The sequence below is a fragment of the Streptomyces mirabilis genome (genome assembly GCF_039503195.1).
GTDB classification, from domain to species: domain Bacteria; phylum Actinomycetota; class Actinomycetes; order Streptomycetales; family Streptomycetaceae; genus Streptomyces; species Streptomyces mirabilis_D.
Window position 1 is genome coordinate 1,172,073 of the sequence record NZ_JBCJKP010000001.1, and the last position, 19,329, is coordinate 1,191,401.

Annotated in this window: 20 protein-coding genes and 5 pseudogenes; 10 read left to right on the forward strand and 15 right to left on the reverse strand. The window is 69.0% G+C overall.

What is annotated here, in order from left to right; all coding sequences use genetic code 11:
• Window positions 1–237 precede the first annotated feature (237 nt).
• Together melC1 and melC2 are read left to right on the forward strand one after the other, a co-directional pair.
• Complete coding sequence (gene melC1, locus AAFF41_RS05880; RefSeq protein WP_181648038.1) at window positions 238–636, forward strand: apotyrosinase chaperone MelC1; 399 nt, start codon at window positions 238–240, stop codon at window positions 634–636.
• A 34-nt stretch (window positions 637–670) separates the two neighbouring features.
• Window positions 671–1,495 (forward strand): tyrosinase MelC2, encoded by an 825-nt coding sequence (gene melC2, locus AAFF41_RS05885; RefSeq protein ID WP_343323610.1) that lies wholly within the window; start codon window positions 671–673, stop codon window positions 1,493–1,495.
• Between the two features lie 126 nt (window positions 1,496–1,621).
• Here melC2 and AAFF41_RS05890 read toward each other — a convergent pair whose 3' ends face one another.
• From AAFF41_RS05890 to AAFF41_RS05900, 3 genes are all read right to left on the reverse strand, one after another.
• Window positions 1,622–2,335 carry a ribonuclease H family protein gene (locus AAFF41_RS05890; protein ID WP_343323611.1) on the reverse strand — a complete coding sequence of 238 codons (714 nt, stop codon included), beginning with the start codon at window positions 2,333–2,335 and terminating at the stop codon, window positions 1,622–1,624.
• On the reverse strand, window positions 2,316–3,371 hold the full coding sequence (locus AAFF41_RS05895; RefSeq protein WP_319752975.1) for an ArsR/SmtB family transcription factor: 1,056 nt from the start codon (window positions 3,369–3,371) through the stop codon (window positions 2,316–2,318). Before AAFF41_RS05895 ends, AAFF41_RS05890 begins: the two co-directional genes overlap by 20 nt.
• 177 nt (window positions 3,372–3,548) lie before the next feature.
• A complete protein-coding gene (locus AAFF41_RS05900; protein ID WP_143600439.1) occupies window positions 3,549–4,346 on the reverse strand; it encodes a VOC family protein in 798 nt (265 codons plus the stop codon).
• Between the two features lie 155 nt (window positions 4,347–4,501).
• Here AAFF41_RS05900 and AAFF41_RS05905 point away from each other — a divergent pair, with 155 nt between their 5' ends.
• The 3 genes from AAFF41_RS05905 to AAFF41_RS05915 all read left to right on the forward strand — a co-directional run bounded on the left by AAFF41_RS05905 (window position 4,502) and on the right by AAFF41_RS05915 (window position 7,837).
• Window positions 4,502–5,518, forward strand: a complete 1,017-nt coding sequence (locus tag AAFF41_RS05905) for a zinc-binding alcohol dehydrogenase family protein (protein WP_319753015.1) — start codon at window positions 4,502–4,504, stop codon at window positions 5,516–5,518.
• Between the two features lie 115 nt (window positions 5,519–5,633).
• Entirely contained in the window at window positions 5,634–6,809 is a 1,176-nt protein-coding gene (locus tag AAFF41_RS05910; protein WP_319752974.1) for a PP2C family protein-serine/threonine phosphatase, read from the forward strand.
• 95 nt (window positions 6,810–6,904) lie between these two features.
• The gene (locus AAFF41_RS05915) at window positions 6,905–7,837 is read left to right on the forward strand and encodes an SGNH/GDSL hydrolase family protein (protein ID WP_343323612.1); all 933 of its coding nucleotides are present in this window, start codon (window positions 6,905–6,907) and stop codon (window positions 7,835–7,837) included.
• A gap of 350 nt (window positions 7,838–8,187) precedes the next feature.
• On the opposite strand, the gene AAFF41_RS05920 is transcribed toward AAFF41_RS05915, so the two are convergent.
• From AAFF41_RS05920 to AAFF41_RS51495, 3 genes and pseudogenes are all read right to left on the reverse strand, one after another.
• Window positions 8,188–8,583 (reverse strand): nitroreductase/quinone reductase family protein, encoded by a 396-nt coding sequence (locus AAFF41_RS05920; protein WP_097283191.1) that lies wholly within the window; start codon window positions 8,581–8,583, stop codon window positions 8,188–8,190.
• A 55-nt stretch (window positions 8,584–8,638) separates the two neighbouring features.
• Window positions 8,639–9,280 (reverse strand): TetR/AcrR family transcriptional regulator, encoded by a 642-nt coding sequence (locus AAFF41_RS05925; protein WP_319752972.1) that lies wholly within the window; start codon window positions 9,278–9,280, stop codon window positions 8,639–8,641.
• A 320-nt stretch (window positions 9,281–9,600) separates the two neighbouring features.
• A pseudogene (locus AAFF41_RS51495) lies at window positions 9,601–10,065 on the reverse strand (ATP-binding cassette domain-containing protein); the annotation flags it as partial.
• Between the two features lie 60 nt (window positions 10,066–10,125).
• Between AAFF41_RS51495 and AAFF41_RS05935 the strand changes: the two are divergent.
• Window positions 10,126–10,578, forward strand: a pseudogene (locus AAFF41_RS05935) (transposase); the annotation flags it as partial.
• A gap of 188 nt (window positions 10,579–10,766) precedes the next feature.
• Here AAFF41_RS05935 and AAFF41_RS05940 read toward each other — a convergent pair.
• The 4 genes from AAFF41_RS05940 to AAFF41_RS52160 all read right to left on the reverse strand — a co-directional run bounded on the left by AAFF41_RS05940 (window position 10,767) and on the right by AAFF41_RS52160 (window position 12,751).
• A complete protein-coding gene (locus AAFF41_RS05940; protein ID WP_319752971.1) occupies window positions 10,767–11,540 on the reverse strand; it encodes a pirin family protein in 774 nt (257 codons plus the stop codon).
• Window positions 11,541–11,577: 37 nt separating this feature from the next.
• Complete coding sequence (locus AAFF41_RS05945) at window positions 11,578–11,745, reverse strand: hypothetical protein (protein WP_319752970.1); 168 nt, start codon at window positions 11,743–11,745, stop codon at window positions 11,578–11,580.
• 63 nt (window positions 11,746–11,808) lie between these two features.
• A complete protein-coding gene (locus AAFF41_RS05950; protein ID WP_487007378.1) occupies window positions 11,809–12,624 on the reverse strand; it encodes an NmrA family NAD(P)-binding protein in 816 nt (271 codons plus the stop codon).
• The gene (locus AAFF41_RS52160) at window positions 12,590–12,751 is read right to left on the reverse strand and encodes an NmrA family NAD(P)-binding protein (protein ID WP_319752968.1); all 162 of its coding nucleotides are present in this window, start codon (window positions 12,749–12,751) and stop codon (window positions 12,590–12,592) included. The genes AAFF41_RS05950 and AAFF41_RS52160 overlap by 35 nt, the downstream gene beginning before the upstream one ends.
• A 181-nt stretch (window positions 12,752–12,932) precedes the next feature.
• Here AAFF41_RS52160 and AAFF41_RS05955 point away from each other — a divergent pair.
• Both AAFF41_RS05955 and AAFF41_RS05960 read left to right on the forward strand, forming a co-directional pair.
• Window positions 12,933–13,915, forward strand: a pseudogene (locus AAFF41_RS05955) (DUF5996 family protein).
• A 107-nt stretch (window positions 13,916–14,022) separates the two neighbouring features.
• Window positions 14,023–14,268 carry a hypothetical protein gene (locus AAFF41_RS05960; protein WP_319752967.1) on the forward strand — a complete coding sequence of 82 codons (246 nt, stop codon included), beginning with the start codon at window positions 14,023–14,025 and terminating at the stop codon, window positions 14,266–14,268.
• A 493-nt stretch (window positions 14,269–14,761) separates the two neighbouring features.
• Here the strand turns inward: AAFF41_RS05960 and AAFF41_RS05965 are convergent, their stop codons facing one another.
• Together AAFF41_RS05965 and AAFF41_RS05970 are read right to left on the reverse strand one after the other, a co-directional pair.
• Window positions 14,762–15,850, reverse strand: a complete 1,089-nt coding sequence (locus AAFF41_RS05965) for a MerR family transcriptional regulator (protein WP_343326258.1) — start codon at window positions 15,848–15,850, stop codon at window positions 14,762–14,764.
• Window positions 15,850–16,315: pseudogene (locus tag AAFF41_RS05970) on the reverse strand (IS5 family transposase); the annotation flags it as partial. The pseudogene AAFF41_RS05970 and the gene AAFF41_RS05965, both read right to left, overlap by 1 nt.
• A gap of 314 nt (window positions 16,316–16,629) precedes the next feature.
• On the opposite strand from AAFF41_RS05970, the gene AAFF41_RS51500 reads away from it, so the two are divergent.
• Window positions 16,630–16,881: a transposase gene (locus tag AAFF41_RS51500; RefSeq protein WP_425526235.1), complete on the forward strand. Its 252-nt coding sequence runs from the start codon at window positions 16,630–16,632 to the stop codon at window positions 16,879–16,881.
• A gap of 124 nt (window positions 16,882–17,005) precedes the next feature.
• Window positions 17,006–17,233, forward strand: a pseudogene (locus AAFF41_RS51505) (transposase); the annotation flags it as partial.
• Window positions 17,234–17,418: 185 nt separating this feature from the next.
• Here AAFF41_RS51505 and AAFF41_RS05980 read toward each other — a convergent pair.
• The 3 genes from AAFF41_RS05980 to AAFF41_RS05990 form a co-directional block, all read right to left on the reverse strand.
• A complete protein-coding gene (locus tag AAFF41_RS05980) occupies window positions 17,419–17,595 on the reverse strand; it encodes a hypothetical protein (protein WP_343323613.1) in 177 nt (58 codons plus the stop codon).
• Window positions 17,596–17,684: 89 nt separating this feature from the next.
• Window positions 17,685–18,086 (reverse strand): TIGR03618 family F420-dependent PPOX class oxidoreductase, encoded by a 402-nt coding sequence (locus tag AAFF41_RS05985; RefSeq protein ID WP_343323614.1) that lies wholly within the window; start codon window positions 18,084–18,086, stop codon window positions 17,685–17,687.
• Window positions 18,087–18,146: 60 nt separating this feature from the next.
• Complete coding sequence (locus AAFF41_RS05990) at window positions 18,147–19,304, reverse strand: epoxide hydrolase family protein (RefSeq protein WP_319752965.1); 1,158 nt, start codon at window positions 19,302–19,304, stop codon at window positions 18,147–18,149.
• Window positions 19,305–19,329 lie beyond the last annotated feature (25 nt).

Below are 19,329 nucleotides of genomic sequence, written 5' to 3' on the forward strand. Positions count from 1 at the left end.
ACCCGCCACCGGCCGCCCCGGGAAGATCATCGGCGGAACGTCGGCCGACCGGAGGAATTCCACCTTCCGGTCGATCGCGGATACCCGCACAGCAAGATCATCTTCGTTCAACCTTGCACGACATTTACTTAATTGTCCTGATCACGGCCAACCGACATCCGGCGATTTCTCCCGCTCTCCGACGAACCGATAGGCATATCGGGTCATCGACCGAGCTTGATCGCAGGAGGTCTCCGCATGCCGGAACTCACCCGTCGCCGTGCCCTCGGGGCCGCGGCCGCCCTCGCCGCCGCGGCCGGCACCCAGACCGTCGCCGTGGCCAGGGCCGCGGACACCGGACACCACGGCGGGCCCGAGGCCTTCGACGAGGTGTACCGGGGTCGTCGCATCACGGGCCGCGCCGCCGGCGGTGGTCACCATCACGAACACGGCGCCGGGTACGCCGTGTTCGTCGACGGGGTCGAGCTGCACGTGATGCAGAACGCCGACGGCAGCTGGATCAGCGTCGTCAGCCACTACGACCCGGTGCCCACCCCGCGCGCCGCCGCCCGCGCCGCGGTCGTGGAACTCCAGGGCGCACCACTCGTCCCCCTCGGCATGCCCATGCCCATGCCCATGCCCATGCCTCAGCAGTGACCCAGCCCCGTCAGCGCACCGTGGAGTCCCGCACATGACCGTACGCAAGAACCAGGCGAACCTGACCGCCGACGAGAAGCGGCGTTTCACCGACGCGCTCCTCCAGCTGAAGCGCAGTGGCCGGTACGACGCCTTCGTCACCACGCACAACGCGTTCATCCTCGGCGACACGGACAACGGCGAACGGACGGGTCACCGTTCACCCTCCTTCCTGCCCTGGCACCGCAGATTCCTGCTGGAGTTCGAGCGGGCGCTGCAGTCCGTGGACGCCTCCGTCGCCCTCCCGTACTGGGACTGGAGCACCGACCGTTCGCCCCGTTCCACCCTGTGGGCCCCCGACTTCCTCGGCGGCACCGGACGCAGCCTGGACGGGCGGGTGATGGACGGTCCCTTCGCGGCCTCCGCGGGCAACTGGCCGATCAGCGTGCGCGTCGACGGCCGTACGTATCTGCGGCGTTCGCTCGGCAGCGGTACCCGTGAGCTGCCGACCCGCGCGGAGGTGGACTCCGTGCTCGGCATGGCGACGTACGACACGGCGCCCTGGAACAGTTCCTCGGACGGTTTCCGCAATCACCTCGAAGGGTGGCGCGGCGTCAATCTCCACAACCGGGTGCACGTCTGGGTCGGTGGCCAGATGGCCACCGGTGTCTCCCCCAACGACCCCGTCTTCTGGCTGCACCACGCCTACATAGACAAGCTCTGGGCCGACTGGCAGCGCCGCCACCCCGCCTCCGGCTATCTGCCGCTCTCCGGCACCCCCGACGTCGTGGACCTCGACGAGACCATGAAGCCGTGGAACGACGTGAAACCGGCGGACCTGCTGGATCACACCGCGTTCTACACCTTCGACACCGTCTGACCGCGTGTTCGCAGGCCCGGTCCCGCTCGCCCCTCCTCACCGGGAGGGGCGGCGTGGACCCCGCGCCCTTCGGCCGGTGCCGAAGATCCCACATCCTCCCCGAAGGAGACCGAGGCGGGGAAAGTACTAGGCGTTGCTGGGCTCGGCCGTACGGCACTCGGGGTGCCCCCAGCCCTGGCCGTTCTTGGCGATGGGCTCGCCCGCCGCGTACGAGCGGCCGCAGAGGCAGCGGCCCGGGAACTTGGCCTTGATCGTACGGGCCGACGTGCCCTGCCGGGGCGTCTTGGCGGAGGCGGTGGCCGTGGTGCGGCGGCGGCCAGGGGGGGCCGGGGTGTCGGGGGACGGCGGGGGCTCAGGGGAGCCGAGGTCGCTGCCGGCGGGCTGCTGGGCGATGGCGGCCTGGCTCGCGGCGCGGTCGGCGAAGTCGTTCAGCCGGTCGCCGTCGACCTGGTGGGCGGGGACGTAACGGAACTCCACGGTGCGGCCGTCGAGGAGTTCGTCGATGCGCGCGACCAGTTCCTGGTTGGCGACCGGCTTTCCGGAGGCCGTCTTCCAGCCCTTGCGCTTCCAGCCGGGCAGCCAGGTCGTGACGGCCTTCATCGCATACTGGGAGTCCATCCGGATCTCCAGCGGGACGTCCGGCGCGATCGCCGTCAACAGGCGCTCCAGCGCGGTGAGTTCGGCGACGTTGTTCGTCGCCGTGCCCAGCGCTCCCGCCTCCCAGCGGGTCGGCGTCTGCGCACCGTCGGCCACGACCCACGCCCATCCGGCCGGTCCCGGGTTTCCCTTCGAAGCCCCGTCACAGGCGGCCACCACACGTTCAAGCATGTCCCCGATCATGCCACGGCCCGGCGGCGGCTCCCCGCACGGGCCGCAGCGCGCTCTCCCGCATCCGGGGGCTGGTGCCGAGCAGCCGCAGACCCAGCAGCGTCGCCGTGTGCAGGACGTACTTGCCGTCACGGAGGCTGGCGACCAGTCCCCCGTCGCGCAGCACCCCGATCTGGTAGCTGGCGCTGGGCAGCGCGATCCCCACGGCCTCGGCCACCTCGGAGGTGGTGCGGGCACTCTGTCCGGCGACCTCGGTCAGTACGGCGGCCCTGGTGCGGCCGAGCAGTCGCTCGACCCCGCCGTCCGTCCCGTCCGCGACGGCGAGCGGAGTCTTCGCCACCGGGTACACGAGCACGGGATCCAGACCGGGGTCCGCCAGCGCGGTCGGTCTGCGCCAGCAGAAGTAGGAGGGCACCAGGAGAAGTCCGCGGCCCTCCAGATACAGGTCGCGCTGGACGGGATAGTCCACTTCGAGCACCGGGGCACTCCAGCGCGCGACCGGGCGCAGGCTCTCCAGCAGTGCCTGGGTGCCGCCGTCGAGGAGGGCTCGGGCGCGCACCCCGACATCGTTTCCCACCGCCGTGCGGATGTGCGGCCAGTGCGGTTCCAGGAGACCGCGGAAGTAGATCCCCAGGGAGTTCGCCAGCACCTTGAGCGCGTCGCTGCCCGGTCTGCCCAGCGAGGCGGCCCAGTTCGGGACCGGGCGCGACTCGGCCAGCCGCGACAGTTCGCGCACCAGTTGCACACGCGGTGTGCGCAGCAGTTGGTCGAGTCCGGCGGAAAGACCGCCGCCGGTGACCGGTGGGGTGAGGAAGTCCGGGATATAGCCGGTGGCGGGGATCAGGGCGCGCAGTGGGCGCAACGCGCGGACCAGGTTCGTGTCGCCGGAGAATCGTTGCCGAGCCGAGCGACGCCAATGTCCGAATTCCAGCGGCCCCTGGCCGGTTTCCAGACGGCAGACACTGCACATCAGTTCCCACAGGGGATCAGGCTGCCGGGCCACTCGAATGTTCTGCAGGTCGTCCGAAGTGAAGTGAATGCGGAGCATGAGGTCTCTTTCGCTCGCAATCCTTGTGGGGGGTTCGGCCGTTCGAACGTGCCGCAACCACAAGAGGGGACGAGCACCGCATGCGCATGGTTGCCCCGGAGACAAAAGGCCCGGTCCGCCCCGGAGGAATTCCGCCATTCTCCGGGGGAACCGGTCCGTGGGCGATCCGTGGTCCGTTCACGACACGTCGGTCGCCTTGGGCATCGCGCCCTCGGTGGTCTTGACGTCGATCACGGAGAACGCCGCGCCCTGTGGGTCGCTCAGCGCGGCGAAGCGGCCGAACGGACTGCTCATCGGCCCGAAGCGGAGAATCGCGCCCCGTTCGGTGGCCTTCGCGACCGCGGCGTCGCAGTCCTCGACGGTGAAGTACACGTTGAAGTACGGCGGGACCTCGGGCGGGAAGTCGTCCGTCATCCGCATCCGGCCGAGGACCGGATCCTTGCCGAGGTCGTACAGCCTGAAGTCGACGGCGTCGTCGTCCAGCTGCTTCATGCGGTACCCGAAGACGGCCGAGAAGAAGGTGTCCGACTTCTCGGGCTCACGGGTGAAGACCTCGGCCCAGCAGTACGCGCCGGGCACGCCCCGGGCCTCGAAGCCCTCGTGCCGGCCGGGCTGCCAGACACCGAAGACGACACCGCTCGGATCCCGGGCGATCACCATCGTGCCGAAGTCGCCGACCTGCATCGGTTCCATCAGCACCTCGCCGCCGTCGGCCCGGATCTTCTGGGCGGTGGCGGCGGCGTCGGGCGACGCGAGGTACAGGCACCAGGCGGACTGGCCCTCCTGGCCGGGCATCGGCGGGACGACGGCGGCCACCGCCTTGCCGTTCGCGTAGGCCTGGGTGTAGTTGCCGTACTCCGAGGACGACTCGCCGAACGTCCAGCCGAGCACGTCACCGTAGAAACTCTTCGCTCCCTCGACATCGCTGAACATCGCGTCCGCCCAGCAGGGCGTTCCCTCGGGCTGTACGGCCATGGCGTTCCACTCTTCCCGGTCCATTACGGCTTGTTACGGTCCAATCCGGTTTCACGCTAGCCAGCCTCTGCCCGGGCCGCGCGCCGAGCGGGGCGCCCTGGACGACACTGGAGAGAGGGCTCGGGTGGTCGTCGACGGGACGGGGACACGGAATGATGCACGCGTGGGAAGTGGCCAGGCCCGGGCCGGTCGAAGGGGAACCGTTGCGTTTCGTCGAGCGGCCGATCCCGGTGCCGGCGGCCGACGAGCTTCTCGTCCATGTGCGCGCGTGCGGGGTGTGCCGCACCGACCTGCACGTCACCGAGGGAGACCTGCCGGTGCGCCGGGCCCGGGTGACGCCCGGCCACGAGGTCGTCGGCGTGGTCGCGGCGACGGGCGGGGACGTGCACGACCACACGGTCGGCGACCGGGTGGGCGTCGCCTGGCTGCGCCGTACGGACGGCACGTGCGGCTACTGCGTGCGCGGGTCCGAGAACCTCTGCCCCGCCTCCGAGTACACGGGCTGGGACGCCGACGGCGGCTACGCGGAGTACACGACCGTCCCGGCGGCCTTCGCCTACCGGCTGCCCGGCGAGGTGGACGACGTCGCGCTGGCGCCGCTGCTGTGTGCGGGCATCATCGGCTACCGCGCGCTGTTGCGAGCCGCGCTGCCGGACGCCGGACGACTCGGTCTGTACGGGTTCGGCGGCAGCGCCCATCTGTGCGCGCAGCTGGCCCTCGCACAGGGCGCCACCGTGCACGTACTGACGCGTGAACCGGCCGCGCGGCGGCTCGCGCTGGACCTCGGGGCCGCGTCCGCCCGGGGCGCGTACGACGAGCCGCCCGAGCCGCTGGACAGCGCGATCCTGTTCGCTCCGGTCGGCGACCTGGTCCCGGTCGCGTTGCGGGCCCTCGACCGGGGCGGGATCCTGTCGGTCGCCGGGATCCATCTGAGCGACACCCCGCCGCTGCGCTACGAGAGCGACCTGTTCTACGAGAAGGAGCTGCGCAGCGTCACCTCCAACACCCGCCGGGACGGGCGGGACTTCCTGGCGCTGGCGGCGCGCCACGGTGTACGCGCCACGACGCACGCCTACCCGCTGTCCGACGCGCAGCGGGCCCTGCGGGACCTCAAGGCCGGCCGTTTCGACGGGGCGGCCGTGCTCGTGAACGACTTCCCGGCGCGCACCTGAGCATGCGCGCCCGCGACGCGCGTGCGTGGATGGAACCAGACGTGTGTGCGACGGTGGAGGTGGCATGACGATCCGAGGCGGTGACGACGCTACGGGGGCAGGGGCGTCGTTCGCCATGAGTGAGGACGCCGTCGAGGCGATCGGCACCACCCTGGACGAGCGGATCACCTGCGAGGAACTCGCGGAGTTCGTGTGCCGGGAGGTCTGCGACGCCGCCGCGGTGGATCTGCTGCCCACGGACGTCCCGGCCGCACAGCACGCGCACGAGCCGAACCTGACCCGTGTCGCCACGGCCGGCCGGACCGAGTTGCTCACCCCTTGGACCGTGCAGGGCGCCCGCCCGCTGTCCGTCCAGGCACTCGACGAGGGGCTGCCGATCACGGCGTCGCTCGACCTGTCCGGCACGCTCCCCCGGGAGGTCATGACGGTGCCGCTGCTGGCCCACGGCCACCTGTACGGAGTGCTGCTGGCCGTCCGGCAGGGGCGGGGCTTCAGCGACCGGGGCACCGCCGTCATGCACTACGCGGCACGGCTCGCGGGCGTCCACCTCGGCCACTCACGGCAGCACGACGCCGTACGCGACACCGTGCTCTCCCTGCAGCGGGCGCTGCTGTCCGAACCGGGGCGCCCGCATCCCAACCTCGACCTCGCCACCCGCTATCTCCCGTCCGGCAGCAGCGTCCTGGTGGGCGGGGACTGGTTCGAGACCGTCCGGCTGCACTTCGGGCGCACCCTGCTGGTGGTGGGCGACGTCATGGGGCACGGGCTGGACGCCGCGGTGGACATGAACGCGTACCGCTCGATGCTGCGCTACGTCGCCTCGACGGATCTGCCCCCGCATCGCGTGCTGCGCCGCCTGGACGCGGCCGTGTCCGAGGACAGCGCCCGGCGTCCGGCGACCGCTCTGCTCGTCCAGGTCGACCCGGCCCGGGGTACGGCCACGCTGGCCAGCGCCGGGCATCTGCCGCCGGTCGTGTTCGCCGGGGACGGCACCGGGGAACTCCTGGAGCTGACGGTCGGCCCGCCGCTGGGGACCGGCGTGGGCGGCTACGAGGCGGTCATGCGCGCGCTCGCTCCCGAGGACATCCTGGTGATGTTCACCGACGGTCTGGTGGAGCGGCGCGGCGAGGACATCGACGCCTCGCTCGCCCGGCTGGCCGGGCTGCGGCTGCCTCCCGGGACCGGTGTCGACGCGGTGCTCGACAGGGTCCTCGTAGGGCTCGACGCCCGGCACGCGGAGGACGACGTGGCGCTGCTGGCAGCCCGCATCCGCCACCGTCCCGCGGCCTGACGCCCGACGCCGCCGTGACCGACGTACGTCTTCCCCTTCTGCCCCGCTGTGCTTGCCTGGGGACCCCTTTCGGCGGGCGGGGCGGGAGTTGCTTCATGCGAAGGCCGTGGATCGTGGGGGTGCTGTTGGCCGGGCTGCTGCTCGGCGCGTGCGGGGATCCCGCGTCGGGGCCCGAGCCGTCGCCGCCGGATCCCGCGCTGCCCACGGCCGCTCCGTCACCGACCACGACCACCCGCCAGCGCCCCGCCGCCTCACCCACGGCTCCCACGACAGCTGACGCAGCGGCGAAGGCGCCTACGGTTCTCTACCTCGGGGACTCGCTCGCCATGGAGAGCCAGAAGGTGCTCGGACAGTCGCTCCAGGAGCAGGTGAACGCCCGTTACACGAGCGCCCCCTACTCCGGGACCACCCTCTGCGACTATCTGGAAGGCACCGGGGAGCGATCCCTCGTACCGCCCGCGGACAAGGCCGCCGCGCTGGTGCGCTCACTGCGTCCGGACTTCGTGGTGCTCCAGTTCTGGGGCAACTCCTGGGGCTACACGCCCTGCATGGACGGCATCACGTACGACAAGGAACCGGCCACGTACTTCAAGCGGTACGAGGCGGACATGAAGCGGCTGACGGAACAGATCGCGGACGCGGGCGGCGCGCGACGGCCCCGGATCGTCTGGGTGTCGCAGGGTCCGGACCCGCTCACCCCCGAGCGGATCCGGACCGTGAACGCGCTCTACGCGGCCCGGGCCGCGGCCTCCCACGACCTGGTCGCCGACGCCGGGAGGACGGTGAGCCCGGCGACGGCCCGCTACACGTGGGCGCAGTACCTGCCGTGCACCGCGTACGAGCACGACCATCCGTCGTACTGCACCCAGCCGGGCCGTGACCGCACCGCCCTCCACCGCGACGACGACTATCTGCACTTCTGCCTGGCGCCGACCACGTCCACGCCGAAGTCCTGCCCGGTCCGCTCCCCCGGCATCGCGCGGATCACGCGCGAGATCACCCGCGTGATAGCGGACCACGTCGGCTGACGGTCCTCAGGGCTGCGGATGGGCGGCTTCGCCTACCTGCCGACTCCGTTCACTCCTTCTTTTCCCCAATCGTGACACCGGCATTTCATGTCGGTGACGAGGTCGGGGAGCACTGTTTCCTGCGCACTCCCTGGAGTACGTGATTCATGTCTGCTGAGAGCGTGACCGCTGTTGCCCCCGCGGGGCCGGACACGGCGCGTTCCATCCCTTTGAATGGTGTCGATCTCGCGCTTGCCGAACCGCCCCGGAGTGTGGACACGGAAAAGACACACAAGCGCGTGCCCACACTTTTCCGGAAAAGGCGCATGCGAATTCCGTGTCCGCCGCGCAATTCCCCCGTGCGCCGGGGATCAGTCCGTGAGATCGACGCGCACGGTCGTCAGACCGGCGCCCATCGCCCGCACCGCGGCGCTGTTGAACCGCGGCAGGGTCCTCAGTCGCGCGCGGGCGTCGTCCTCGGGCATCACATGGGCGGTCCCGGTGTACCAGCGGCCCCGGACGCGGACCCGGACCCGCGGATCCGCCTGGATGTTGCGCACGTACTGCGAACGCGCGCCGTACTCGCTGACGAACCAGAACTCCCGCCCCACCAGCCGTCCGCCGACCGGGGTCCGGCGCGGCAGCCCCGACTTGCGTCCCGTGGTCTCCAGCAGGGTCTGGATCGGCAGACGCTTCAGGAGCGGATTGCCGATCCACCGCTGGAACGAGGTGACGACGCGGTATTTCCGTTCGGGGTTGCGGGACATGCGAGGGTCCTCCTGTTCGGTGCCGGGCACCATTGTGCGGGGCCCCGCGACCGTCTCACGACCGCCGTCGGAGTTCCGTTCCGATCAGGCGGTTGAGGTGGCGGCGCGCGTCCTCGGTGCTCAGCGGAGGTGCCTGCCGCAGCCGTTGCAGGGCGAGGCCGTCGGCGAGGGCGGCGAAGCGGACCGTGAAACCGTCCAGGTCGTCGGAGCTGAACTCCCCTTCGGAGACGCCTCGTTCGGCCAGTTCGCGGATCTGGGTGTGCCAGGCCCCGTAGCGCTCGCCCTGGCCGCGGGCGAAGGCCTGGTCCGGGTCCTGGTCGCCCGCGTTCCAGTAGTCGAACCACATCCGCCAGTGCCGGTCGGTGTCCTCGGTGAACAGCGCGTCGACGAGCAGGCGCAGCGCCTCGGCCGCGCCGGCCGCCTGCGCGGCGGCCTCGCTGAGCGCCGCGTAGTACCGCTCGATGTGCAGCACCATCGCCTCGGAGAGGATCTCCTGCACGCTCCCGAAGTGGTACGTGACCGTGCCGACGGACACCCCGGCCGCGGCGGCGACGTCACGCACCCCCACCGAGGCGTAGCCGCGCTCGGCGATCAGCGGCACGGCGGCCTCCACGATGAGGCGGCGGCGCACCTCGGTGGGCTGGCGGGTGCGGTCGGCGGCGGCGACGGCACGGCGAGGGGTCCTGGGGGCCTTCATACCGACGTCCTCGGGGTGGTGCGGTGCCATGCGCGCTTGGCCACTGTCTCTCCGTTCGCCCGTGCCTCGATGCGGCTGTCCATGATGAAGTCCACGGCCGTGGCGCGCAGCTCGGTCCGCGTCACGATCTCCGCGTCCCCATCCTCCCCGCGCGTCAGCCGGATCGTCCATTCGGAGACCGCGGCCGCGGAGAGCGGATCGTCGCGGCGGATGCGGTAGGTCTCCCGGGCGCTCTCCTCGTAGCGCCGTCCGTCGGGATACGTCCGCGATCCCCCGTAGTTGGGGTCGACCTCCAGGGTCCACTCCCCCGTGGTCACGTCCTCGAGGGCGGCAGTGATCTCGTCGACGATCAGGACGTCCGGCTCTCCCGCCAGTGCCCGCGCGATGCCGATGCGCTGGCGCTGGCCGCCGGAGAGCTGGGTGGGCAGCCGGTCGGCGAGGGCCGGGTCGAGCCGTACGTCGCAGATGAGCCGCCGGGCACGGTCCGCCGCCTGTGTCCGTGTCGCGGCCGTGCCGAAGAAGCGCAGCGGACGGCGGACCGCGTCGCCCACCGAGCGGCGCGGGTTCAGCGAGGTGTCCGCGTTCTGGAAGACCAGCTGTACCCGGCGACGCAGGGCGAGCGGCCGCTTCTGCGCGGAGCGCGCGAGGGCGTCGGACTCGTGGGTCATCGTGCCGCCGGACGGGGTGCGCAGGCCGGCCAGCGTTCAGGCCAGCGTCGACTTGCCGCTTCCCGACTCCCCCACGAGCGCGAGGACCTCGCCGCGCCGGACGTCGAAGGACAAGTCGGCCACACCGTCGAGCGGGCCGAGGAGTTGATCCGCGAGACGATCGAGCGCAACGGCATCGTGCCCGAGACCGTGCACGCCGACCGCGGCACCTCGATGACCAGCAAGTAGGTCTCCCAACTGCTGATCGACCTCGGCATCACCAGGAGTCACTCGCGCCCCAGGGTCAGCAACGACAATCCGTACTCGGAAAGCCAGTTCAGGACCACGAAGTACGCCGCCGACTACCCTCAATGGTTCGATTCGCTGGCCCATGCCCGGGAGTGGATGGATGCCTTCATCACCTACTACAACCACGACCACAGACACTCCGGGATCGGACTGCACACCCCCGCCTCCGTCCACTTCGGCACTGCAGAGGAGGTCCGCGACCAGCGGGCCGTCGCTCTCGCCGAGGCATACGAACGCCACCCCGAACGCTTCGCCCGCCGACCGAAGCCACCCCAGATACCCGAACAGGTCTGGATCAACGACCCGGCCAAACGCAGGGAACCCGAACCACAAGGTTCATAGCAGCACGAACGTCTCATTTGACTTGACAACTACCGGGCATCGTGCCACCCGGTTTCACACAAAAGCGTGGTCACAACAACTGTGGCGAAGGATGTCTCAGTTGGCGGACTTCGCCTGAACCTGATCAGACGAGCCGACCGCAAGCCACCCGCCGGTAAGCAGGACGTGTCCGGAGCAGGGGCGACCTCTTACCAGCCTTTGACAGTGGCGTGCATTTCCCAGACGAGGATTTCGGCGGGTTCGTCGGCGGTGATCCGCTGGCCTCCGGTCGCGGTGAAGCGCACGGAATCCCCGGCTTCGAGTTTTCCGGATGCTTCCAGCGTGACAGTGCCACGGGGAACGAAGAGGTGCAGGAACGGGGCATCTGGAAGGATCACCGAGTCGCCCGTGTTCAGTCGTGCCGCGTGCAGTCCGGCGTACTTGTTCTTGATGCGGATCGCCGCGGCGTCGGCATGCCGGTCCATGCCCGAGGCCACGGTGACCAGGCCGCCGCCGTGCAACAGAGCATCGTCGATCTCCAACTGTTCGTAGCCGGGAGTGATGCCCTCCTCGTCGGGAACGACCCACATCTGCACGAAGTGCACAGGGTCGGTGTGGGTGCTGGCGCCCTCAAGTCGCCAGGAGTCGTTCTTCTCCGAGTGCAGGATGCCGGTCCCAGCGCTCATGCGCTGGGCGAGTCCGGGGTAGATCAGCCCGGTGTGGCCGGTGGAGTCCTGGTGGACCAGTGATCCCTGCAGCACCCACGTGACGATCTCCATGTCCTGGTGTGGATGCGTTTCGAAGCCGGTGCCGGCGGTGACGATGTCGTCGTTGTTGACCAGCAGCAGTCCATGGTGGGTGTTCTGAGGGTCGTAGTGGTGCGAGAAGGAGAAGGAGTGCTTGGAATCAAGCCAGGACAGCTCCGTCTTGTACCGTTCCTGGCTGCGGCGGATGTCCACCGTCGGCTGCAGAGCAGCGGGCATCGCATGAGTCCTTTCCACTCCCGATGTACCGCCAGGCTCACAGCCGCCCCCGTGCGCCGGGCGGAACCGTCACCGCGGGCACAGCGTCGGGCGACACCCGGTCGGCGACGTGCAGTTGTGCACAGTGCTGGTCGGCGATCTCGGCGCAGATGTCGGCCGCCTGCTCGCAGAGGGGGTTGCCGAAGTCCGCGGCGTTCAATGCCATGATCATTTTATAGCGGAGATCATCCATATCCGCCTCCGGAAGTTCGGGGTGTGTCGGCAGCCCTCAGGCTAGGCGCACCCGCGTGCCGTCGCCATCCGTGCGTGGGACCGTCGCGGGAACAGGCATCGAAGCGGACTGTTCACAGGACAGATCCATAGGCGCCGATTGCCGGGTCGCCCGCCGCCCAGGCGGCGAAGGTCGTCCAGGCGATGTCCGGATAGGAGCGGTGCAGTGCGCCGATGTCCACGTTGTAGCCTCACGGTTGATCAAGTCCCACATGGCGCGCATGTCGGCGCTGCTCTCGTGGACCATGGCAAGAGGGACCTGGACAGGCTCGACGGGGCGGTGCAACACCTTCTGCAGAGCGGCAGCCATCTGCGCAGGGGTAGGAGCGTCGGACGCGGCCTCGATACGGCGGCCGACGTGCCTCTCGCGGTCGGCCACCACGGCCGTCACCAACGCCCCGAGGTCTTGGCGCGCCAACTGCTGCAGTGGCCGGTCCGGCGGAAGCGGAAGCTGCAGCCACCCTTCGCGAATGCTCTGGAGATCGCCGAGGAGGTTGTCGAAGAAGTACGGGGGTGCGATCACCGTCCAAGCAAGGTCCTCCTGGGCGAGGATCTCCTCGATCCGCTCCTTGCTTTCGAAGTGGGGGACACCCGTGGAGCGGTTGGCTGAGGCAACCGATGCGAGGACGAGGTGCGGCAACTCTGCCTGCGCTGCGGCGGCCACAATGGCTCGTCCCTGCTCCACTTCCGCCTGCGGCCCCTCCTCGAAGGGCGTGGTGACCGCGAACGCTGCGTCCACTTCGGCGAACGCGGCCCGCAGGGACGAGGCATCGCCGAGGTCACCAGCCACCACCTCCACGCCGTGCGCGCCCAAGACGCGCGCCCGCACCGTAGGGATCGCGGACCACCGCGCGTACCTCGTGCCCTCCGTCCCTCAGCGCCCGCACCACTGCACCACCCTGACCGCCGGTAGCTCCCAGGACCGCCACGCGTACAGGCATGGACCTCGACTCCTCTGCGATCGGTTCCGACGGAACCAATGGTCTGCCCGTGTATCCGGATGCCACCGCCGAGTTCCCTCAGAAGCCGCTGCGGCGGCGCTGTCACGTCGCGGGTTCCGGGTGGGGATACGCATGATGGTAGTGAATTCGGGGTTTACCCATTCATTACAGGGAGGCCCTCATGGAACTGTTCCCGCCCTTGGTGTACGAGTCCTGGCGCCCGACCAAGGAGACGCTGCACCGGTTCGCGCAGATCGTCGGCAAAGTGCGCCTGGCATCCTCGCCACGGCGCAATCACTGGTGGAACGTGCCCTCGCATCTGACCGGGCGGGGCGTGACCACTCGGCCGATGGGCCTCACCGATCAGGGCGACTACTTCTGCATCGACTTCGACTTCGTCGACCACCGCCTCGTCGTCACCACCGGCCAGGGCGGCGAGGTCTGGTTCGTACTGCCGGGGCTGTCGGTCGCCGACTTTGATCAGAAGCTGCGCTCGGCTCTGGCGGAACTCGGAGTCAGCGCGCAGGTCGCCCGGCCTCGACCCTACGACCTGCCGGACACGGCGCGCCCCTTTTCCGAGGACCACGAACACCGCACCTATGACCCGGCGCAGGTGACCCGCTACTGGCAGATCCTTTCCCAGGTCAACCTCGTGCTGGAGGACTATGCGGCACAGTGGTCCGGCAAGACGAGTCCGTGCACCACTTCTGGCACACCTTTGACATCGCGGTGACCCGTTTCTCCGAACGCGTCATCGAGCAGCCCGCCTCGGTCGATCCCGTGACGCGAGAGGCGTACTCCCGGGAGGTGATCAGCGCGGGCTTCTGGTTCGGCAGTCCAGACTTTCCCACGCCCGCGTTCTACCCCTACACCGCCCCTGAACCCCCTGATCTGGCCGAACAACCACTCGTGCCCGCGTCCGCGCATTGGCTGCCGAGCAGGGGCAGCCACCTGGCGGTCCTGGACTACGAGGTCGCACGCACGAGTTCTTCACCTCGCGATACCGTCCGCTCCTTCCTGGACAGCGCCTATCACGCGGGTGCCCGACTCGCGGGCTGGGACACCACACGCGGCAACTGCCCCGGCGGCATCACCGACCCGGTCATCACACCAGTCTCCAGGCCGGCAGCGGGCGCATTTCGCGAAGGAGGAAGCCCACCCTGATCCACCGCCCGTGGCGCCACCGCCGAGTCCGTGGAGACCGACCTTCGAGATAGATGTCCACCACCACTTGGCAGGCGGAACCTGCTGGCCCGCCATACCGTCGAGGAATGAGCGTTTACGTCATTCTGTTGCCGGAGGCGATCGCGGACGTCGATCGCCGTGAAGACCGAGAAGCCCTGGCTATGCCGTATGAAGACGAGCCTGGCGCCGCGGTGTACAAGTATGAGGTTCTGCCCAGTGGTGCCTTGATGGTCTGGCGGACCCTTCCGGACTCTTCGGCAGCACCCGAGGCCACGTTCGGTCCTTCGGCATGGAGCCATGTGCGGGGGTCATTCTTCGGAAGCAACGATTAGCCGTCGGCGGGTACCGCGTACCTCGGTGGCCGAAGCGTCTCCGATCAGCTGAGCGATCCCATGGCAGACGTGGTTTCTGACGGGGGGTCGACGGCCGGCTGTTCAACACGGGCGAGAGGCACGGCTCGCACCAGCCGTACAGCGGGGCCGAATGGGCCCGGCTCATCCGTAGCTGCCGGGACGAGGTCGATGCCGCCTTCCGCGCGTTCTGCGCGGCCCGAGAGCAGGCTTCGGCAGGTGACGGGCCAGGAGCCTCGCTCCGTGAGCGCACCGCCCATCACTGGCTGGTGCTTCACAACGGGCCCGACCCTCTGGTCAGCGAGATGCCAGACCACGGCTCCTTCCCCTTCCGGTAGAAATATGGGGTCGGTCTTCGCACGGTGCTGGATCCGCTGATCCCGACCCTGGACGTGATCATCGCCTATCAGCTGCTGTTCGGTGCCTGACCGGTGGGCCGTCCAGGAGCCGCCACGATGCTCAGGTGCGACGCGGTTCAGGCTATGAGCAGGCGGAGGCCGAGATCTGCCGCATCGAGGTCGGCGAGGTCGCGGTTGCGCTCGGTCCACCGGCCGGAATCGAGGTCGTCGCCGAGGCTCTGCACTGCCCGCTGCTCGGCCTCCGGCCCGACCCTCGTCCATACCGACATCGCGCGGCGCACGTGATCCTCCAGATACGCCGCCGGTCGGCGCCAGTACGCTTCGAAGAGGCCGTCGGTGCAGTCCCACGGAATTGGGACCGGCTCCGCGCGGGCGCCGATCGCGTCGGCCATCCCACCAAGAGAGGGAAATTTTGCGAGGACGGCGGCGAACTCGGGCAAGTAGTCGCGGGTCAGCCAGAACCGGTCCTGCCATCCGGGCTCGTCGGTGTCGAACGTGAGCACCACCACGCGGCGGGCCACGCGCCGCATCTCGCGCAGCCCCGCTATCGGGTCACCCCAATGGTGAACGGTGGAGACGGCCATCGCGACGTCGAAGGAGTGGTCCTCGAACGGCAGGCTCTCCGCGGCGGCGGCCACGCATGGCGCCGAGCCGGGAGGCCGCTGCCCCCGCATGACCGCCGATGGCTCCACCGCGGTCACGTCGCGATCAGCAGGCTCGTAGGAGCCGGTGCCGGCCCCGACGTTCAGCACCATCTGCGCGTCCCCGAGCGCGTCCCAGATCTGCGCGGCGATCCGCGGCTCGGTACGCCGTGTCGCGGTGTAAGCGCCGCCGATCGCGTCGTACAGTCGCGCACCGAGCATCTCCAGCTGTTCCTCCGGTGTCACCTTCAGTCCCTTTGCTCGTGCCTCAAGTTCCCTGTCGATGGCCGCCACCATGGCATCAGTGCGATCACGCCGTTCCAGCAGCAGGCCGCGCAGCCGACGCAGGTGCGCGACCGTGTCGGTGGACGGGTCGCCGACCAGTTCCGCAACCTCCCGCAGACCGAAGCCCAGCCGCCGGTAGGCCAGCACCTCTCTCAGCCGCTCCACGTCGCCCGCCGAGTAGGCCCGGTACCCGGCCGCGGTCCGCGCCGACGGACGCACGAGCCTGATCTCGTCATAGTGATGCAGCGTGCGGACGCTCACGCCGGCCAGCTCGGCCAGACAGCCAGGAGCAGGCCGAGGGTGTCCACCCCGATATGGCGCTTGCGGCCTGCGATTTTCTTGCCGGTCGATGCCCTGGCTGGTCGCGGGCACGTTCGCGGAAGTCTTCACGCTCTGCGCGTCCAGCACGCAGGCGGTTGGCTCGCTGTCGCGGCCTTCGGCTTCCCGGACCAGACGGCGCAGGAGGCCGTTGAGTTGGTCGAAGATGCCTTCTTTTTGCCAGGCGGCGAAGTAGCCGTAGACCGTTTCCCACGGCGGGAAGTCGTGGGGCAGGTAACGCCAGGCAATGCCGGTGCGGTCGACGTAGAGGATGGCGCCCATGAGGCGGCGCAGGTCATGCTCGGGCGGCCGGCCGATGTCGAGCCCCTTGCCTCTGCGTTCGGCCCGCCAGGTGGTGAGCGTGGGCTCGATCAGTTCCCAGCGCGCATCGGAGAGGTCGCTGGGATACGGGCGGTGTCGCGTCATGTTTCGGTAGTACCGTCGAGCAGGCCGCCTCCCCAGGGCGCAAACGAGGTCAACTGGGGGCGCGTTGGGATCAGACAGCAGCAACGCAACGAAACCGGTCGCCGAACGACGACACGAATCCCTTGCTCCGCATTAGGCACGTCTGCCCCGAGAGCCCCATACCGGCTCGGTCTACGAATCGCCACCAAACAACCTCAGCGGGACAAAACGCCCTTTAAGAGCTCGTAACAGGATCTTGGTGAGATGTCCTGGTCGGGCGTGACCGGTGTGACGATTCGGCCGTTCGTGATGCTGTGAGTACTCGGCCGTGGATCGTGGGCGACGACTTGTGGGCACTGATCGAGCCGCTGCTGCCACCCTGGCCCGAGAAGTCACCGGGGCCACGGCCGGTGGCTGACCGACACTGTTTGCGGGGCATCCTGTACGTCCTCTACAACGACTTAGCCTGGCAACTCCTGCCGCTGGAGATGGGGTTGGGCTCCGGGCAGACCTGCTGGCGACGCCTGGAACGTTGGCAGCAGGCAGGGTCTTCGACCAGCTACACCGGATCCTGCTGGCCGAACTGAACGCGGCCGGCCGCCTTGACTGGTCGAGGGCCTGCGTGGACGGCTCTCACCTCCGCGCGAAAAAGGGGGCTCCGACACCGGTCCGTCGCCGGTCGACCGGCGGAAAACGGGCAGCAAACACCACTTGATCCGCGACGGACGCGGCACTCCGCTCAAGGTCATCACGACCGCGGCAAACGTCAACGACGTCACCCAGACCCTCGCCCTGGTCGACGGCATCCCGCCCGTCGCGGGCCGCCCCGGCCGTCCCCGCAGACGCCCCGAGGCCCTGCTCGGCGACAAGGGCTACGACTCCAACGCCAACCGCGAGAGCTGCACAAACGCCGGATCCTGCCGGTCATCTCCCGCAAGGGGGTCCCGAACATCCAGGGCCCGGGCAAGCTCCGCTACGTCGTCGAGCAGACGTTCGCCCTGCTCCACCACTTCAAAAGACTCGCGTCCGCTGGGAACAACGCACCGAACTCCACAACGCCTTCGTATCCCTGGCCTGCAGCCTCATCTGCTGGAGACGTCTCAACAGGCCCGAATCATGACGGTTCAGAAGGGCAGCGGTTCGGCGTCCAGTGACTCGGTGTATCCCAGGGCCCACCGTCCGGGAACGGTCTCGCAGATCGCCTCCAGGTCGGCCCGGGTCCGGCCCCGAACGTGCAGCCAGCTGTGGGCGCCCAAGCCGTCCTGGCGTAGCAACTGTCCCGGGGCGGAGAACCAACGCACTGGAAAGTCCTCCGGACCCGTCCACACGTCCACATCGGATAGTCGGGCAACGCGACCCGCTGGAAGCGTTCGGGCACCGCCCCAAGTACTTAGTGCACGGGGGCGTGAATGATGGTGTCGACGGCGATGGTCAGCAGGATCCGAGTCTGTCCCGGGCCGCCGTAGGAGGTGTAGGGCCGACCGGTGTACTTCTGGGAGAGGCGTTCGACGTTCTCGGCGGCACCGTCGGTGGTGGCGGCGGTCACGTGCCCCTTTACCCCGAAGTAGCGGGTTGTGTCGTCGGGGTCGGTGATAGTCAGAGCGACGCGCGGGTCACGTTGTACGTTCTTCGCCTTGCGGTAGCCCTCGACGGTGTTGATGAGGATGTTTTCGCTGTCGGTGTCCACCCAGGTTTGCGTGAGCTGGGGCGAGCCGTCGGGCATCGTCGTGGCGATGAAGCAGGGACTCGGCCGCCGCAGCAGTTCGAGGAGTTCGGTCGGCAGAGCCGCCACGAGATCGTGCCCTTCTGCAAGGAGGTCGGTTGAGGGAGGTCGCGGCGCAGGCATCCGTGCTCAGCGCACGGAGCGGAAAGTGGCCCGGACGTCATCGGTGAAGCGTTTCGGCTGCTCCAGGGCTGCGAAGTGGCCTCCTGCGGCGGGTTCGCTGAAGTGGATCACGTTGCTGTAGCGGCGCTCGATCCAGCGCCTGGACTTTCGCACGTGTTCCTCGGGGAACATGCTGAATCCGGTGGGCACGGTGATGGGTTCGGCGGGGGTCGGCGCGGAGGGGCGGGGTGCCCGGGCCATTTCCCAGTACATTCGGGCGGAGGATGCTCCGGTGTTGGGAAGCCAGTACAGCATGATGGTGTCGAGTAGTTCGTCGAGGGTGAATGACGCTTCCGCGTCTCCTGGTGTGCCGCAGGTGTCCTGGTACATCGCGTAGATCCAGGCGGCCAAGCCGATGGGGGACTCCGCGAGGGAGTAACCGATGGTCTGCGGACGGGTTGCCTGTTGTTTGGCGTAGCCCGAAAGGTTCTCCCAGAACCAGCCGGCGCTGTCGAGCATGGCCTGTTCCTGCGCGGTGGCGTCCTTGATCTCCTCGGGTGTGGGCGGGAACATGGCGAAGTTGAGGTGCAGTCCGACGCAGCCGTCCGGGGCCGCGCGACCGATCTCGTCGGTGACCGCGCAGCCGAGATCGCCGCCCTGTGCACCCCACCGCTGGTACCCGAGTCGGTCCATCAGGGTGACCCAGGCGTCGGCGATCCGGCGAAATCCCCAGCCGGGTGCGGTCGGCCGGTCGGAGAATCCGAATCCCGGCAGCGATGGCACCACGAGGTGGAAAGCGTCGCGCGGATCGCCGCCGTGGGCCGCGGGGTCGGTCAGCGGGCCGATGACCTTGTGGAAGTCGAGGACCGAGCTGGGCCATCCGTGGGTCACGATCAAGGGGAGGGCCTCCGGTTCCGGCGAGCGCACGTGGAGGAAGTGGATTCCCAGACCGTCGATGGTGGTGCGGGACTGGCCGAAGCCGTTGAGGGTTTTCTCGCACCGCCGCCAGTCGTAGGTGTGGAGCCAGTAGTCGTGCAGGGCGCGAACCTTGGCCAGTTGGGAGCCCTGGCTCGTGTCGGGCACGGTTTCGGCGTCGGGCCACCGTGTGCGGGAGAGGCGTTCGCCCAGGTCAGTCAGCTGCTCGTCGGGAATGGACAGTATGAAGGGCTCGATCAGTTCCGACATGGTGCATGCTCCATATGGTCCGCAT